The organism is Klebsiella sp. GB_Kp056 (assembly GCF_040064755.1).
GTDB lineage: Bacteria > Pseudomonadota > Gammaproteobacteria > Enterobacterales > Enterobacteriaceae > Klebsiella > Klebsiella quasipneumoniae.
Window position 1 is genome coordinate 36,208 of the sequence record NZ_JBEAJA010000044.1, and the last position, 16,448, is coordinate 52,655.

10 protein-coding genes are annotated in these 16,448 nt (G+C 62.1%); 8 read left to right on the forward strand and 2 right to left on the reverse strand.

The features are described from left to right. Window positions 1-229: 229 nt before the first annotated feature. The 8 genes from ABLV52_RS10575 to yegS all read left to right on the forward strand — a co-directional run bounded on the left by ABLV52_RS10575 (window position 230) and on the right by yegS (window position 14,118). Window positions 230-1,468 (forward strand): MdtA/MuxA family multidrug efflux RND transporter periplasmic adaptor subunit, encoded by a 1,239-nt coding sequence (locus tag ABLV52_RS10575; RefSeq protein ID WP_348890349.1) that lies wholly within the window; start codon window positions 230-232, stop codon window positions 1,466-1,468. After that, entirely contained in the window at window positions 1,468-4,590 is a 3,123-nt protein-coding gene (locus tag ABLV52_RS10580) for an MdtB/MuxB family multidrug efflux RND transporter permease subunit (RefSeq protein WP_050533161.1), read from the forward strand. The genes ABLV52_RS10575 and ABLV52_RS10580 overlap by 1 nt, the downstream gene beginning before the upstream one ends. After that, window positions 4,591-7,668, forward strand: a complete 3,078-nt coding sequence (gene mdtC, locus ABLV52_RS10585) for a multidrug efflux RND transporter permease subunit MdtC (RefSeq protein WP_032453476.1) — start codon at window positions 4,591-4,593, stop codon at window positions 7,666-7,668. A gap of 1 nt (window position 7,669) precedes the next feature. Continuing rightward, window positions 7,670-9,085, forward strand: coding sequence for an MFS transporter (locus ABLV52_RS10590; protein WP_086076036.1), 1,416 nt, complete (start codon window positions 7,670-7,672; stop codon window positions 9,083-9,085). Then, on the forward strand, window positions 9,082-10,578 hold the full coding sequence (gene baeS, locus ABLV52_RS10595) for a two-component system sensor histidine kinase BaeS (protein ID WP_348890350.1): 1,497 nt from the start codon (window positions 9,082-9,084) through the stop codon (window positions 10,576-10,578). The genes ABLV52_RS10590 and baeS overlap by 4 nt, the downstream gene beginning before the upstream one ends. Then, the gene (gene baeR, locus ABLV52_RS10600) at window positions 10,575-11,297 is read left to right on the forward strand and encodes a two-component system response regulator BaeR (protein ID WP_023290397.1); all 723 of its coding nucleotides are present in this window, start codon (window positions 10,575-10,577) and stop codon (window positions 11,295-11,297) included. The genes baeS and baeR overlap by 4 nt, the downstream gene beginning before the upstream one ends. Before the next feature lie 320 nt (window positions 11,298-11,617). Beyond that, entirely contained in the window at window positions 11,618-12,979 is a 1,362-nt protein-coding gene (gene yegQ / locus ABLV52_RS10605; protein ID WP_048983268.1) for a tRNA 5-hydroxyuridine modification protein YegQ, read from the forward strand. Between the two features lie 242 nt (window positions 12,980-13,221). Then, on the forward strand, window positions 13,222-14,118 hold the full coding sequence (gene yegS / locus ABLV52_RS10610) for a lipid kinase YegS (RefSeq protein ID WP_072413722.1): 897 nt from the start codon (window positions 13,222-13,224) through the stop codon (window positions 14,116-14,118). 275 nt (window positions 14,119-14,393) lie between these two features. Here the strand turns inward: yegS and ABLV52_RS10615 are convergent, their stop codons facing one another. Next, window positions 14,394-15,056, reverse strand: a complete 663-nt coding sequence (locus tag ABLV52_RS10615; RefSeq protein ID WP_348890351.1) for an HAD-IA family hydrolase — start codon at window positions 15,054-15,056, stop codon at window positions 14,394-14,396. Window positions 15,057-15,104: 48 nt separating this feature from the next. Further along, window positions 15,105-16,382 carry a D-arabinitol transporter gene (gene dalT, locus ABLV52_RS10620; RefSeq protein WP_032453479.1) on the reverse strand — a complete coding sequence of 426 codons (1,278 nt, stop codon included), beginning with the start codon at window positions 16,380-16,382 and terminating at the stop codon, window positions 15,105-15,107. Between the last annotated feature and the right edge of the window lie 66 nt (window positions 16,383-16,448).

The window sequence follows — 16,448 nt, forward strand, 5'->3', positions numbered from 1 at the left end:
TTATTCACCGCATAAATCTAATTAAAGCCCTTGCGGATACAACTATTTTTTACTTTTTTAAACTAAAAGTTGATATCACCCCGGAAATCGGCGGCGAGACCGCCCGCCATCGCCGCCGTTATCCAGACATTTCTCAACCTTCTTTTCATAATTCCTCCATTTTTACGGCCCCTTCTCTCACTAAACTAGTATCATTCAGCGAAACGCTTCAGGATGAGACCGTAAACTAATGAAAGGCAGTAACATACGTCGTTGGGGCGCCGCGCTGGCGGTAGTGATTATCGCCGGGACCGCCTACTGGTTCTGGCACGATCGTGGAACGAGCGGCAGCGGGACGCCCGCCGCCGAGCAGGGTCCGCAGGGGCCGGGCGGCGCGCGCCATGGTCGCTTTGGCGGCGCGCTGGCGCCGGTGCAGGCCGCCACCGCGACCGAACAAGCGGTGCCGCGCTATCTTACCGGGCTGGGTACCGTGACGGCGGCCAATACCGTTACCGTCCGCAGCCGGGTCGACGGCCAGCTGCTGAGCCTTCACTTCCAGGAGGGGCAGCAGGTCAAAGCCGGCGATCTGCTGGCGCAGATCGACCCCAGCCAGTTTAAGGTGGCCCTCGCCCAGGCGCAGGGTCAGCTGGCGAAAGATAACGCCACCCTGGCCAACGCCCGCCGCGATCTGGCCCGTTACCAGCAGCTGGTGAAAACCAACCTCGTCTCCCGCCAGGAGCTCGACACCCAGCAGTCGCTGGTGGTGGAATCCGCCGGCACCGTGAAGGCCGATGAAGCGGCCGTCGCCAGCGCCCAGCTGCAGCTCGACTGGACGCGCATCACCGCGCCGATTGACGGCCGCGTCGGCTTAAAGCAGGTGGATATCGGCAACCAGATTTCCAGCGGGGATACCACCGGGATTGTGGTTCTCACCCAGACGCACCCGATCGACGTGGTCTTTACCCTGCCGGAAAGCACCATCGCCACGGTGGTGCAGGCGCAGAAAGCGGGCAAAGCGCTCAGCGTCGAAGCCTGGGACCGCACCAATAAGCAGAAAATCAGCGTCGGGGAGCTGCTGAGCCTCGACAACCAGATCGATGCGACCACCGGGACCATCAAGCTGAAGGCGCGGTTTAGCAATCTGGACGACGCCCTGTTCCCCAACCAGTTCGTTAACGCCCGCCTGCTGGTGGATACCCAGCAGAACGCGGTGGTGATCCCTGCCGCCGCCCTGCAGATGGGCAACGAAGGGCATTTTGTATGGGTGCTGAACGATGAGAATAAGGTCAGCAAACACAGCGTCACTCCGGGGATTCAGGACAGCCAGAAAGTGGTGATCAGCGCCGGGCTTTCCGCCGGGGATCGCGTGGTCACCGACGGGATTGACCGCCTGACCGAAGGGGCGAAAGTGGAAGTTGTCACCGCCAGCAGCGGCGAGCAGGCGCAGCCCGCCCCGCGCCAGAGCGGTAAACACGGAGCGCGTTCCTGATGCAGGTGTTACCCCCAGGCCGCACCGGCGGCCCGTCCCGGCTATTTATTATGCGTCCGGTGGCCACCACGCTGCTGATGGTGGCGATCCTGCTGGCCGGGATTATCGGCTACCGTTTTCTGCCGGTCTCCGCCCTGCCGGAGGTCGATTACCCGACCATCCAGGTGGTCACCCTCTATCCGGGCGCCAGCCCGGACGTGGTGACCTCCGCCATCACCGCCCCGCTGGAGCGCCAGTTCGGCCAGATGTCCGGCCTTAAGCAGATGTCCTCCCAAAGCTCCGGCGGCGCCTCGGTCGTCACGCTCCAGTTCCAGCTGACCCTGCCGCTGGACGTCGCCGAGCAGGAAGTGCAGGCGGCCATTAACGCCGCCACCAACCTGCTGCCGAGCGATCTGCCCAACCCGCCGGTCTACAGCAAGGTTAACCCGGCGGATCCGCCGATCATGACCCTCGCCGTCACCTCCTCGGCCATTCCGATGACCCAGGTGGAGGATATGGTGGAGACCCGGGTGGCGCAGAAGATTTCTCAGGTTTCCGGCGTCGGTCTGGTGACCCTCGCCGGCGGCCAGCGCCCGGCGGTGCGGGTCAAGCTGAACGCCCAGGCCATCGCCGCCCTCGGCCTGACCAGCGAAACCGTGCGCACCGCCATCACCAGCGCCAACGTCAACTCGGCGAAAGGCAGCCTCGACGGCCCGGCCCGCGCGGTGACGCTTTCCGCTAACGATCAGATGCAGTCCGCTGAGGATTACCGCCGGCTGATTATCGCTTATCAGAACGGGGCGCCGATCCGCCTTGGCGACGTCGCCAGCGTCGAACAAGGCGCAGAGAACAGCTGGCTGGGGGCGTGGGCCAACCAGCAGCGGGCCATCGTGATGAACGTCCAGCGTCAGCCGGGGGCCAACATTATTGACACCGCCGACAGCATTCGCCAGATGCTGCCGCAGCTCACCGAGAGCCTGCCAAAATCGGTGAAGGTGCAGGTTCTTTCCGACCGGACCACCAATATTCGCGCCTCGGTGCGCGACACGCAGTTTGAGCTGATGCTGGCCATCGCCCTGGTGGTGATGATCATCTATCTGTTCCTGCGCAACGTCCCGGCGACCATTATTCCCGGCGTCGCGGTGCCGCTGTCGCTGGTGGGCACCTTCGCGGTGATGGTGTTCCTCGACTTCTCCATCAACAACCTGACGCTGATGGCCCTGACCATCGCCACCGGCTTTGTGGTGGATGACGCCATCGTGGTGATCGAGAACATCTCGCGCTATATCGAAAAAGGCGAGAAACCGCTGGCCGCCGCGCTGAAAGGCGCAGGGGAAATTGGCTTCACCATTATCTCCCTCACCTTCTCGCTGATCGCGGTGCTGATCCCGCTGCTGTTTATGGGCGATATCGTCGGCCGCCTGTTCCGTGAATTCGCTGTAACCCTTGCCGTCGCTATTCTTATCTCGGCGGTGGTCTCCCTGACCCTGACGCCGATGATGTGTGCCCGCATGTTAAGCCACGAATCGCTGCGCAAGCAGAACCGCTTCTCGCGGGCCAGCGAGCGCTTCTTCGACCGGGTGATCGCCGTCTATGGCCGCTGGCTGAGCCGGGTGCTGAACCATCCGTGGCTGACGCTCGGCGTCGCCCTGAGCACCCTGGCGCTGTCGATCCTGCTGTGGATCTTTATTCCCAAAGGCTTCTTCCCGATTCAGGATAACGGCATTATCCAGGGCACCCTCCAGGCGCCGCAGTCGGTCTCCTTCGCCAGCATGGCCCAGCGCCAGCAGCAGGTTTCCGACATTATCCTCAAGGATCCGGCGGTGGAGAGCCTGACCTCGTTTGTCGGCGTCGACGGCACCAACCCGGCGCTGAACAGCGCCCGCCTGCAGATCAACCTCAAGCCGCTGGATGAACGCGACGACCGCGTTCAGACGGTGATTAGCCGTCTGCAGCAGGCGGTGGCCGGCGTCCCCGGCGTGGCGCTCTATCTGCAGCCGACCCAGGATCTGACCATCGACACCACGGTGAGCCGCACCCAGTACCAGTTCACACTGCAGGCGAACTCCCTCGAGGCGTTGAGCACCTGGGTGCCGCCGCTGCTCAGCCGCCTGCAGGCTCAGCCGCAGCTGGCCGACGTCAGCAGCGACTGGCAGGACAAAGGCCTGGCCGCCTACATCAAGGTGGACCGGGACAGCGCCAGCCGCCTCGGCATCTCGATGGCGGACGTCGATAACGCGCTGTACAACGCCTTCGGCCAGCGGCTGATCTCCACCATTTACACCCAGGCGAATCAGTATCGCGTGGTGCTTGAGCAGGATACCGAAGCGACGCCGGGCCTGGCGGCGCTGGATAATATCCGCCTGACCAGCAGCGACGGCGGCATTGTGCCGCTGACCGCCATCGCCACGGTGGAGCAGCGCTTTACCCCGCTGTCGGTGAACCACCTCGATCAGTTCCCGGTGACCACCATCTCGTTTAACGTGCCGGACAACTATTCGCTCGGCGAAGCGGTAGAGGCGATCCTCGCCGCCGAACAGTCGCTGGATTTCCCGACCGATATCCGCACCCAGTTCCAGGGCAGCTCGCTGGCCTTCCAGTCGGCGCTCGGCAGCACCGTCTGGCTGGTCGTGGCCGCGGTAGTGGCGATGTATATCGTGCTGGGGGTACTGTATGAGAGCTTTATCCATCCGATCACCATTCTCTCCACCCTGCCCACCGCCGGGGTCGGGGCGCTGCTGGCGCTGTGGCTGGCGGGCAGCGAGCTGGACGTGATCGCCATCATCGGCATTATTCTGCTGATCGGCATCGTGAAGAAGAACGCCATCATGATGATCGACTTCGCGCTGGCCGCCGAGCGCGAGCAGGGCATGCCGCCGCGGGAGGCGATCTATCAGGCCTGTCTGCTGCGTTTTCGCCCGATCCTGATGACCACCCTCGCCGCCCTGCTCGGCGCCCTGCCGCTGATGCTGAGCACCGGCGTCGGCGCCGAGCTGCGGCGTCCGCTGGGGATCGGCATGGTCGGCGGTCTGATGCTCAGCCAGGTGCTGACCCTGTTCACCACCCCGGTGATCTACCTGCTGTTCGACCGCCTGTCGCTGTATCTGAAGCGTCGCTTCCCGCGTCAGGAAGAGGAGGCGTAAGTGAAGTTTTTCGCCCTCTTCATTTACCGCCCGGTGGCGACGATCCTCATCTCGCTGGCCATCACCCTGTGCGGCATTCTCGGCTTCCGGCTGCTGCCGGTGGCCCCGCTGCCGCAGGTGGATTTCCCGGTGATCATGGTCAGCGCCTCGCTGCCGGGAGCCTCGCCGGAGACCATGGCTTCGTCGGTGGCCACCCCGCTGGAGCGCTCCCTGGGGCGGATTGCCGGGGTCAATGAGATGACCTCCTCCAGCTCGCTGGGCAGCACCCGCATCATTCTCGAGTTTAACTTCGACCGCGATATCAACGGCGCGGCGCGCGACGTCCAGGCGGCGATCAACGCCGCGCAAAGCCTGCTGCCGAGCGGGATGCCCAGCCGGCCGACCTACCGCAAAGCCAACCCGTCGGATGCGCCGATCATGATCCTGACGCTGACCTCGGACACCTACTCCCAGGGTGAGCTGTATGATTTCGCCTCCACCCAGCTGGCGCAGACCATCGCGCAGATCGACGGCGTCGGCGATGTCGACGTCGGCGGCAGCTCCCTGCCGGCGGTGCGCGTCGACCTCAACCCGCAGGCGCTGTTTAACCAGGGCGTGTCGCTGGACGCGGTGCGCACCGCCATCAGCGACGCTAACGTGCGCAAACCGCAGGGAGCGCTGGAGGACAGCGCCCACCGCTGGCAGGTGCAGACCAACGATGAGCTGAAGACCGCCGCCGACTATCAGCCGCTGATCGTCCACTACCAGAACGGCGCCGCGGTGCGGCTGGGGGATGTCGCCACCGTCTCGGATTCGGTGCAGGACGTGCGCAACGCCGGGATGACCAACGCCAAACCGGCGATCCTGCTGATGATCCGCAAACTGCCGGAAGCCAATATCATCCAGACGGTGGACAGCATCCGCGCCCGCCTGCCGGAGCTGCAGCAGACCATTCCGGCGGCCATCGATCTGCAGATCGCCCAGGACCGCTCGCCGACTATTCGCGCCTCGCTGGAGGAGGTGGAGCAGACGCTGGTGATCTCGGTGGCGCTGGTGATCCTGGTGGTCTTCCTCTTCCTGCGCTCCGGGCGCGCGACGCTGATCCCGGCGGTGGCGGTTCCGGTTTCCTTAATCGGTACCTTCGCCGCCATGTACCTGTGCGGCTTCAGCCTTAACAACCTGTCGCTGATGGCGCTGACCATTGCCACCGGCTTCGTGGTGGATGACGCCATCGTGGTGCTGGAGAATATCTCCCGCCATCTGGAGGCGGGGATGAAACCGCTGCAGGCGGCGCTGCAGGGGAGCCGCGAGGTCGGCTTTACCGTCCTGTCGATGAGCCTGTCGCTGGTGGCGGTGTTTTTGCCGCTGCTGCTGATGGGCGGCCTGCCCGGCCGCCTGCTGCGCGAGTTCGCCGTCACCCTGTCGGTGGCGATCGGCATCTCGCTGGCGGTCTCCCTCACCCTGACGCCGATGATGTGCGGCTGGCTGCTGAAAAGCGGCAAACCCCACCAGCCGACGCGCAACCGCGGCTTTGGCCGCCTGCTGGTGGCCATGCAGGGCGGCTATGGTAAGTCGTTAAAATGGGTGCTGAAGCACAGCCGCCTGACCGGCCTGGTGGTGCTGGGCACCATCGCCCTCAGCGTCTGGCTCTATATCTCGATCCCGAAAACCTTCTTCCCGGAGCAGGACACCGGGGTGCTGATGGGCGGCATTCAGGCCGACCAGAGCATCTCCTTCCAGGCGATGCGCGGCAAGCTGCAGGACTTTATGCAGATCATTCGCGAAGATCCGGCGGTGGATAACGTCACCGGGTTTACCGGCGGCTCGCGGGTCAACAGCGGGATGATGTTTATCACCCTCAAGCCGCGCGACCAGCGCCACGAGACGGCGCAGCAGGTGATCGACCGGCTGCGCAAAAAGCTGGCCAACGAGCCCGGGGCCAATCTGTTCCTGATGGCGGTGCAGGATATCCGCGTCGGCGGCCGGCAGTCGAACGCCAGCTATCAGTACACCCTGCTGTCCGATGACCTGTCGGCACTGCGCGAATGGGAGCCGAAGATCCGCAAAGCGCTGGCGGCGCTGCCTGAGCTGGCGGACGTCAACTCGGATCAGCAGGATAATGGCGCCGAAATGGACCTGGTCTATGACCGGGATACCATGTCGCGCCTTGGCATCAGCGTTCAGGACGCCAACAACCTGCTGAACAACGCCTTCGGCCAGCGGCAGATCTCCACCATCTACCAGCCGCTGAACCAGTATAAAGTGGTGATGCAGGTCGACCCGGCCTATACCCAGGACGTCAGCGCCCTGGATAAGATGTTTGTCATCAACAGCGAGGGCAAGCCGATCCCGCTGGCCTACTTCGCCAAATGGCAGCCGGCCAACGCCCCGCTGTCGGTGAACCACCAGGGGCTGTCGGCGGCGTCCACTATCTCCTTTAACCTGCCCACCGGCCGCTCGCTGTCAGAAGCCAGCGAGGCGATTAACCGCGCGATGACCCAGCTCGGGGTGCCGTCCACCGTACGCGGCTCCTTTGCCGGTACCGCTCAGGTGTTCCAGCAGACCATGAACGCGCAGGTGATCCTGATCCTCGCGGCCATCGCCACGGTCTATATCGTGCTGGGGATGCTCTACGAGAGCTATGTGCATCCGTTGACCATCCTTTCGACGCTGCCCTCCGCCGGGGTGGGCGCGCTGCTGGCGCTGGAGATTTTCGATGCCCCGTTCAGCCTCATCGCCCTTATCGGGATCATGTTATTAATTGGCATCGTGAAGAAAAACGCCATCATGATGGTTGATTTTGCCCTTGAGGCGCAGCGCACCGGCAACCTGACGCCGGAAGAGGCGATTTTCCAGGCCTGCCTGCTGCGTTTCCGGCCGATTATGATGACCACCCTCGCCGCGCTGTTCGGCGCCCTGCCGCTGGTGCTCTCCGGCGGCGACGGCTCCGAGCTGCGCCAGCCGCTGGGGATCACCATCGTCGGCGGTCTGGTGATGAGCCAGCTGTTAACGCTCTACACCACGCCGGTGGTCTATCTTTTCTTTGACCGTTTGCGGCTGCGTTTTTCGCGTCATTCCACTCAACCGGTAAGCGAATAAGATGACAGACCTCCCGGCCAGCGTGCGCTGGCAGCTATGGATAGTGGCGTTCGGCTTCTTTATGCAGTCGCTGGACACCACCATCGTCAACACCGCCCTCCCCTCGATGGCCAAAAGCCTCGGGGAGAGTCCGCTGCATATGCATATGATCATCGTCTCCTATGTCCTGACGGTGGCGGTGATGCTCCCGGCCAGCGGCTGGCTGGCCGACCGGGTCGGAGTGCGCAATATTTTCTTTACCGCCATCGTGCTGTTTACCGCCGGATCGCTGTTTTGCGCCCAGGCCAGCACCCTCGACCAGCTGGTGATGGCCCGGGTGCTGCAGGGTGTCGGCGGCGCAATGATGGTGCCGGTCGGCCGCCTGACGGTGATGAAGATCGTCCCGCGCGATCAGTACATGGCGGCGATGACCTTCGTTACCCTGCCGGGGCAGGTCGGCCCCCTGCTCGGCCCGGCGCTGGGCGGGGTGCTGGTTGAGTACGCTTCCTGGCACTGGATCTTCCTTATTAACATCCCGGTGGGGATCGTCGGGGCCATCGCCACCCTCTGCCTGATGCCCAACTACACCATGCAGACCCGGCGCTTCGATCTCGCCGGCTTTGTGCTGCTGGCGGCCGGGATGGCGACCCTGACTCTGGCCCTGGACGGCCAAAAAGGGCTCGGCATTTCCCCCGCCTGGCTGGCGGGACTGGTGGCCATCGGCCTCGCCGCCCTGCTGCTGTACCTGTGGCATGCCCGCGGTAACGCCCGGGCGCTGTTCAGCCTCAACCTGTTTCGCAACCGCACCTTCTCCCTTGGCCTCGGCGGCAGCTTCGCCGGGCGCATCGGCAGCGGCATGCTGCCGTTTATGACCCCGGTGTTTCTGCAGATCGGCCTCGGCTTTAGCCCCTTCCACGCCGGGCTGATGATGATCCCGATGGTGCTCGGCAGCATGGGGATGAAGCGGATCGTGGTCCAGGTGGTCAACCGCTTCGGCTATCGTCGGGTGCTGGTCGCCAGCACTCTGGGGCTGGCGGCGGTCAGCCTGCTGTTTATGTTTAGCGCCCTGGCGGGCTGGTATTATGTGCTGCCGCTGATCCTGTTTCTGCAGGGGATGATCAACGCCAGCCGCTTCTCCTCGATGAATACCCTGACCCTGAAAGATCTCCCCGACGATCTGGCCAGCAGCGGCAACAGTCTGCTGTCGATGGTGATGCAGTTGTCGATGAGTATTGGCGTGACCATCGCCGGGCTGCTGCTGGGGCTGTATGGCCAGCAGCATCTGAGCCTCGACGCCGCCGGCACCCATCAGGTCTTTCTCTATACCTATCTGAGCATGGCGGCGATCATCGCCCTGCCAGCGCTCATCTTTTCCCGGGTACCGGATGACGTCGGCAGTAATACCGTCATTCGTCGACGCAACAGGAGTGGATCGTGAAATTTTGGCGCCCGGGCATTACCGGCAAGCTGTTCCTCGCTATTTTCGCCACCTGCATCGTGCTGCTGATCAGCATGCACTGGGCGGTGCGCATCAGTTTCGAACGCGGGTTTATCGATTACATCAAGCGCGGCAATGAGCAGCGGTTAACCATGCTCAGCGACGCGCTGAGCGAGCAGTATGCCCAGCACGGCAGCTGGGCGTTTCTGCGCAACAACGACCGCTTTATCTTCCAGCTGCTGCGCACCTTCGAACGGGATAATGACGACCGCTCGCCGCCGGGGCACGCCATGAAGCCGGGGGCGATGGACGCGCCGGACGCCGGTCCGGACGGGCCGCCGCCGGATGGCCCCCCTGACGGCCCGCGCCCGAGGCCGGAAATGCCGCCCCACGGCTGGCGCACCATGTTCTGGGTGGTCGATCAGTCTGGCCGCGTGCTGGTGGGCCCCCGCGAGCGCGTGCCGGAGGACGGCAGCCAGCGCAGCATTTTGGTCAACGGCGTGGAGGTAGGCAGAGTGATCGCCTCGCCGGTGGAAAGGCTAACCCGCAATACCGACATTAACTTCGACCGGCAGCAGAAGCGCACCAGCTGGCTGATCGTTGCCCTTGCCACCCTGCTTGCCGCGCTGGCCACCTTCCCGCTGGCCCGCGGCCTGCTGGCGCCGGTGAAGCGGCTGGTGGAAGGCACCCATAAGCTGGCGGCGGGCGACTTTTCCACCCGCGTGACGGTGACCGGCGGCGATGAGCTCGGCCGCCTGGCGCAGGATTTTAACCAGCTCGCCAGCACCCTGGAGCGCAACCAGCAGATGCGTCGCGATCTGATGGCCGACATCTCCCATGAACTGCGTACCCCGCTGGCGGTGCTGCGCGGCGAACTGGAGGCGATTCAGGACGGGGTCCGGCGCTTCACTCCTGAGTCCATTCCCTCCCTGCAGGCCGAGGTCGCCACCCTCACCAAGCTGGTGGACGACCTTCACCAGCTGTCGATGTCCGATGAGGGCGCGCTGGCCTACCAGAAAACCTCGCTGGATATCATCACCCTGCTGGAGGTGGCCGCAGGCGCGTTTCGCGAGCGCTTCGCCGGCCGGCAGCTGAGCATTCAGGTGTCGCTCCCGGAGCAGGCGATGATCTTCGGCGACCGCGACCGCCTGATGCAGCTCTTCAACAATCTGCTGGAGAACAGCCTGCGCTATACCGACAGCGGCGGCAGCCTGCACATTACCGCCCGCCGCAGCGGACGGATGCTGGTGATCGACTTCGCCGACAGCGCCCCCGGGGTCAGCGACGAGCAGCTGGCCCGCCTGTGCGAACGCTTTTATCGGGCGGAAGGATCGCGCAACCGCGCCAGCGGCGGCTCCGGCCTCGGGCTGGCGATTTGCCTCAATATCGTAGCGACCCACGGCGGCACCCTGCGCGCCGACCATTCGCCTTTTGGCGGGGTTAGCATTAAAGTTGAGTTACCTCTGGAACATGATTTACCGAGAGACGTATGACTGAATTGCCTGTAGATGAAAACACCCCGCGCATTCTGATCGTGGAAGATGAACCCAAGCTCGGCCAGCTGCTGATTGATTATCTGCAGGCCGCCGGCTATGCCCCTACGCTGATTAACCATGGCGACAAGGTCCTGCCCTACGTTCGGCAGACCCCGCCGGATCTGATCCTGCTGGATCTGATGCTGCCCGGCACCGACGGCCTGACGCTATGCCGTGAAATCCGCCGCTTCTCCGACGTTCCGGTGGTGATGGTGACGGCGAAAATCGAAGAGATCGACCGCCTGCTGGGGCTGGAGATCGGCGCCGACGACTATATCTGCAAGCCCTACAGCCCGCGGGAAGTGGTCGCCCGGGTGAAAACCATTCTCCGCCGCTGCAAGCCGCAGCGCGACCTGCAGGCGCTGGACGCCCAGAGCCCGCTGATTGTCGACGAGGGGCGTTTTCAGGCCTCATGGCGCGACAAGCTGCTGGACCTCACCCCCGCCGAGTTCCGGCTGCTGAAAACCCTCTCCCAGGAGCCGGGGAAGGTCTTCTCCCGCGAACAGTTGCTCAACCATCTGTATGACGACTATCGGGTAGTGACCGACCGCACCATCGACAGCCACATCAAGAACCTGCGGCGCAAACTGGAGGCGCTGGACGCCGAACAGTCGTTTATCCGCGCCGTATACGGGGTTGGCTACCGCTGGGAAGCGGACGCCTGCCGGCTGGCGTAGTTAGCCTTTTCCCGGCTCGCGCTGCGCTTAGCCGGGCTACACGTTCACCGCCGTCTGCAATCCGTAGCCCGGGTAAGGCGTTTACGCCGCAACCCGGGGGAATTCCATAGAGCCTATCCCACCAGGCGTTATTAGTGCTGTCAGTATGAGCACTGCCCAGGTTCAAAATGGCAAACAAATTAGCCATGCTGAAAGATACCCATCTGATATTTACTCCCCTTCGCCGCGGCGCTACAATGCCCGCCCTTAATGTGGGGACACTCCCCCAACTCGCCGCACCGGGTGCGGCGAATCTGACCTGTCATCAGAACGAGAACACCATGTTTAAACCAGAACTCCTTTCCCCGGCGGGAACGCTGAAGAATATGCGTTACGCTTTCGCCTATGGCGCCGATGCCGTTTATGCCGGCCAGCCGCGCTACTCGCTGCGCGTGCGTAACAACGAATTCAATCACGAAAATCTGCAGCTCGGCATCAATGAAGCCCACGCGCTGGGTAAAAAATTCTATGTGGTGGTCAACATCGCCCCGCATAACGCCAAGCTGAAAACGTTTATTCGCGATCTGAAGCCGGTGGTGGAGATGGGTCCGGACGCGCTGATCATGTCCGATCCGGGTTTAATCATGCTGGTGCGGGAAAACTTTCCGGCTATGCCGATCCATCTTTCGGTGCAGGCCAACGCCGTCAACTGGGCGACGGTCAAATTCTGGCAGCAGATGGGGCTGACCCGCGTGATCCTGTCGCGTGAACTGTCGCTGGATGAAATCGAAGAAATTCGCCGCCAGGTGCCGGAGATGGAAATTGAGATTTTCGTCCACGGCGCGCTGTGCATGGCCTACTCCGGCCGCTGCCTGCTCTCCGGGTATATCAACAAGCGCGACCCGAACCAGGGCACCTGCACCAACGCCTGCCGCTGGGAATATAACGTGGCGGAAGGCAAAGAGGACGACGTCGGCAACATCGTCCACAAATATGAGCCGATCCCGGTGCAGACCGTGGAGCCAACCCTCGGCATCGGCGCGCCGACCGATAAAGTCTTTATGATCGAGGAAGCCAAACGCCCGGGCGAGTACATGACCGCCTTCGAGGACGAGCACGGCACCTACATCATGAACTCGAAAGATCTGCGGGCTATCGCCCACGTTGAGCGTCTGACCCAGATGGGCGTTCACTCGCTGAAGATCGAAGGCCGCACTAAATCCTTCTATTACTGCGCGCGCACCGCTCAGGTTTACCGCAAGGCGATCGACGACGCTGCCGCCGGCAAACCGTTCGATACCAGCCTGCTGGAAACGCTGGAAGGGCTGGCCCATCGCGGGTACACCGAAGGCTTCCTGCGCCGCCATACCCATGACGATTATCAGAACTACGAGTACGGCTACTCCCTCTCCGAGCGCCAGCAGTTTGTCGGCGAATTTACCGGGGAGCGTAACGGCCCGTTGGCGGCAGTGGCGGTCAAAAATAAATTCAGCGTTGGCGACAGTCTGGAACTGATGACCCCGCAGGGTAACGTCAACTTCACCCTCGAGCAGATGGAAAATGGCAAAGGCGAAGCCATGCCGGTGGCCCCGGGCGACGGCTATACCGTATGGTTGCCTGTGCCGGATGACCTGCCCCTGCAGTATGCGCTGCTGATGCGCAACTTTACTGGTCAGACAACCAGAAATCCGCACGGTAACTAGTTAATTTGCGTTATTTTTTCACGATGTAAGGATATTAGAATCGGATCACATACCGTTTCGATCGAAACAGGTATCATCCATTTCGCTGAAAAACATAACCCATAAATGCTAGTTGTACCAGGAACCACCTCCTTAGCCTGCGTAATCTCCCTTACGCGGGCTTATTTTTTTGTCTCTCCTCCGGCCTTCGCTGGCGTCATGCGGTACACTTTATGCAACATTGAGCAATAAAGGTTCCCTTGATGATGTCTACGTTTACTGCCAGCTTACTGATCCTTAACGGCAAAGGTGCCAATGAACCGCAGCTACGCGAGGCGGTTAACCTGTTGCGTGACGAAGGGATCGATATTCACGTCCGCGTCACCTGGGAAAAGGGCGATGCCGTACGGTTTATCGATGAAGCCCTGCAGCTGAACGTTGAAACGGTGATCGCCGGCGGCGGCGACGGCACCATTAATGAAGTGGCGACGGCGCTGGTGGAGCGCGGCAGCAGGATAGCGCTGGGGATTTTACCGCTGGGCACGGCCAACGACTTCGCCACCAGCGTCGGTATTCCGCAGGATCTGGCCAGCGCCCTGAAGCTGGCGATCGTCGGCCGCGATGTGCCGATAGATATCGCCCGGGTTAATGATAAGACCGGCTTTATTAATATGGCGACCGGCGGGTTCGGCACCCGGATCACCACCGAAACGCCGGAAAAGCTCAAAGCCGCGCTCGGCGGTGTCTCTTATTTAATCCACGGCCTGATGCGCATGGATACCCTGAAGCCGGACCGCTGCGAGATCCGCGGGGAGAACTTTCACTGGCAGGGCGATGCGCTGGTCATCGGCATCGGCAACGGCCGCCAGGCGGGCGGCGGCCAGCAGCTGTGTCCGGAGGCGTTGATTAACGATGGCCTGCTGCATCTGCGCATTTTCACCGGCGAAGAGCTGATCCCTGCCCTCTTCAGCACCCTGGCGAATCCGGAAAACTCGCCGAATATTGTCGACGGCGTCTCCTCGTGGTTTGAGATCACCGCCCCTCATGAGATGACGTTTAACCTCGACGGCGAGCCGCTGACCGGCAAAACTTTCCGCATGGAGCTGTTACCGGCGGCCCTGCGCTGCCGGCTGCCGCCCGACTGCCCGCTGTTGCGCTGAGGCGGACAGGCGCCCATCGCCCGGCGGCGCTGCGCTTGCCGGGCCTGCGGTCCGCAGATCTCATGCAGCACGGACAAGCGCCGCGCCATCCGGTAAGTCAATGTAGGCCGGGTCAGCCGGGTGGGTCAGGCGTCAGCCGCCACCCGGCAAAACACCGGTTCGGCACAGCTCCCCTGCCTCCGAGGGTGTTAAAGCTATAAATGGGGCGTGAGCGCAGAGAAGAGATTAACCGACCAGCTACATCCCGGGAATGTCTGCGCCCACAAATGGTTGACTTAAACCGCCGCCTCTGGCTCGGCGGTGAGGGCTTCCAGCAGTTCAGGCAGCGCCCGGTAACGGCCCACGGCGGCCTGAAAACGCGCGTGCTGGCTATCTTCGGCAATCACCACCGTAGGAATACCCGCGGCCTGAGCCGCGCAAAAGCCGCTGAAGCTGTCTTCGATCACCAGGCACCGGCTGGCGTCGAGATTAAGCTTATCCAACGTCGTCAGATACACCGCCGGATGCGGTTTGCCCTGCGCTTCATCATCCGCGCTGGAGATCACGTCAAAAAAGTGCCACAGCGAGAGCTTGTTCAGCACGGCGGTGATAACCTGGCGGGACGAGGAGGTGGCGAGGGCAATTTTATAACCGGCATGGCGAAAATAGCGTAACGCCTCATGCACCCCGCGCATCGGCTCGCCTTCGGCGGCGATCAGTCCGGTAATGCGCTGCAATATGGCGTCTTCCAGCAGCGACGGGGCAACATTAAGCTGAAAATAGCGGCACCAGGTGCCGGCGATCTCATCGAGGCGCTTGCCTTTGGTCAGGGTTTCGCACTCCTCGACGCTCGCCGTTGCCCCCCACTGCGCGAGGGCCTCGATTTGCGCCTGCCGCCACAGGCTTTCGGAATCAATAATCACGCCATCCATGTCAAAAATCACTGCCTGAATACTCATCATTCACTTCATTAAGGCTGGCATGCCTGGCATGCCAGCCGCATCACCTTAAGAGAACTCCACCTGCTCGCTGGCCGGCGCTTCCTTGTGGGAAAATCCCGGCTGCTCGACGCGGATAAACGCACAGAGGAAAAAGGCCACCACGTACAATGCGGTATAGGCGATGACGACCCCAATGGTGCTGAAGAACGGCAGCAGCACCACGGCGATCGCCGGGGCGAGAAAGTTCGACATCCCCGCCGACAGGTTATACACCGAAATCGCCGCGCCTTTGTGCTTCGGCTCCAGCGCCGGGAACACGGCGGCCAGCGGCACGAAGGCGGCGACAAAGATCCCCAGGGCGATGGCCGGGATCAGCGCCATCGCAAAGCTGTGGCCAAAGTGCTGAGGGATGTAGTAAAACGCCAGGCTGGAGAGCGCCATCCCGATGCAGCCGAACCAGCGCACCACCTTCATCCAGCCCAGTTTTTCGCCCAGAATGCCCCACAGCACGTTAGAGAAAATGGTGGTGAAGAAGAAGACCGCCCACACCTGGAGCCATTCCGAGGTGCTAAAGCCCAGCTCATCGACGAACATCATCGGCATAATCACCGCAAAGCCGAACAGCGAGAGGGTATTGATGATCCTGACCATGCTCGACAGCAGAATATTGCGGTTGGTATAGAGTAGCGTCGCGGCGCGGCCCAGCTCGGCAAACTTCTCGCGGGTGGTCAGGTTCTGCATATGCTGCGGCGTTTTAATATGGCGCAGGGAAGCCAGAGCAATCACGCCCCCGGTAACGCAGAAGGCCAGCGCCAGCCACAGGGTGCCCATTTCGCCAATGTGCGGAATGGTGAAACTCGGAATATAGCTGCCGAAGACGCCGATGCCGATGGAATAGACCGCCCAGAACCAGCCGATGGCCGAGCTGGCGTTGTCGCTTTTGACGTTATGGACAATCGCCACGATAAACGAGTAGAGGAATAGCGGATACGCGAAGCCGCGAATGCCGTAGAAAACCAGGATCAGCGCATAGTTGGCGTGACCGAGACCGAAAACGAGGAACAGCACGTGGAATACGCACCACAGCACGAAGCCAATCATCATGGTTTTCAGCGGCGTAATAATTTCCGCCACCACGCCGGAGATCCATGCCGACAGCGCGGCGGCCAGGCCGTAGAGGGTAAAGGCAAAGGAGGCCTCCGCCGGGGAGAATCCGAGCGCTTTGATATAGTGCGAGAGAAAGGCTAATTCAAAACCGTCGCCGGTCATAAATACGGCAATGGCGATGTATCCCCAGAGCAGGTTCAGGGGTAAACCGAGCCACTGTTTATTATTGATAGACATAATGACCTCGTTTTCAGGGTACAGGAGGCCGCTCCGGTCAGTTCACCGGAGCGGTTATGTTGATAA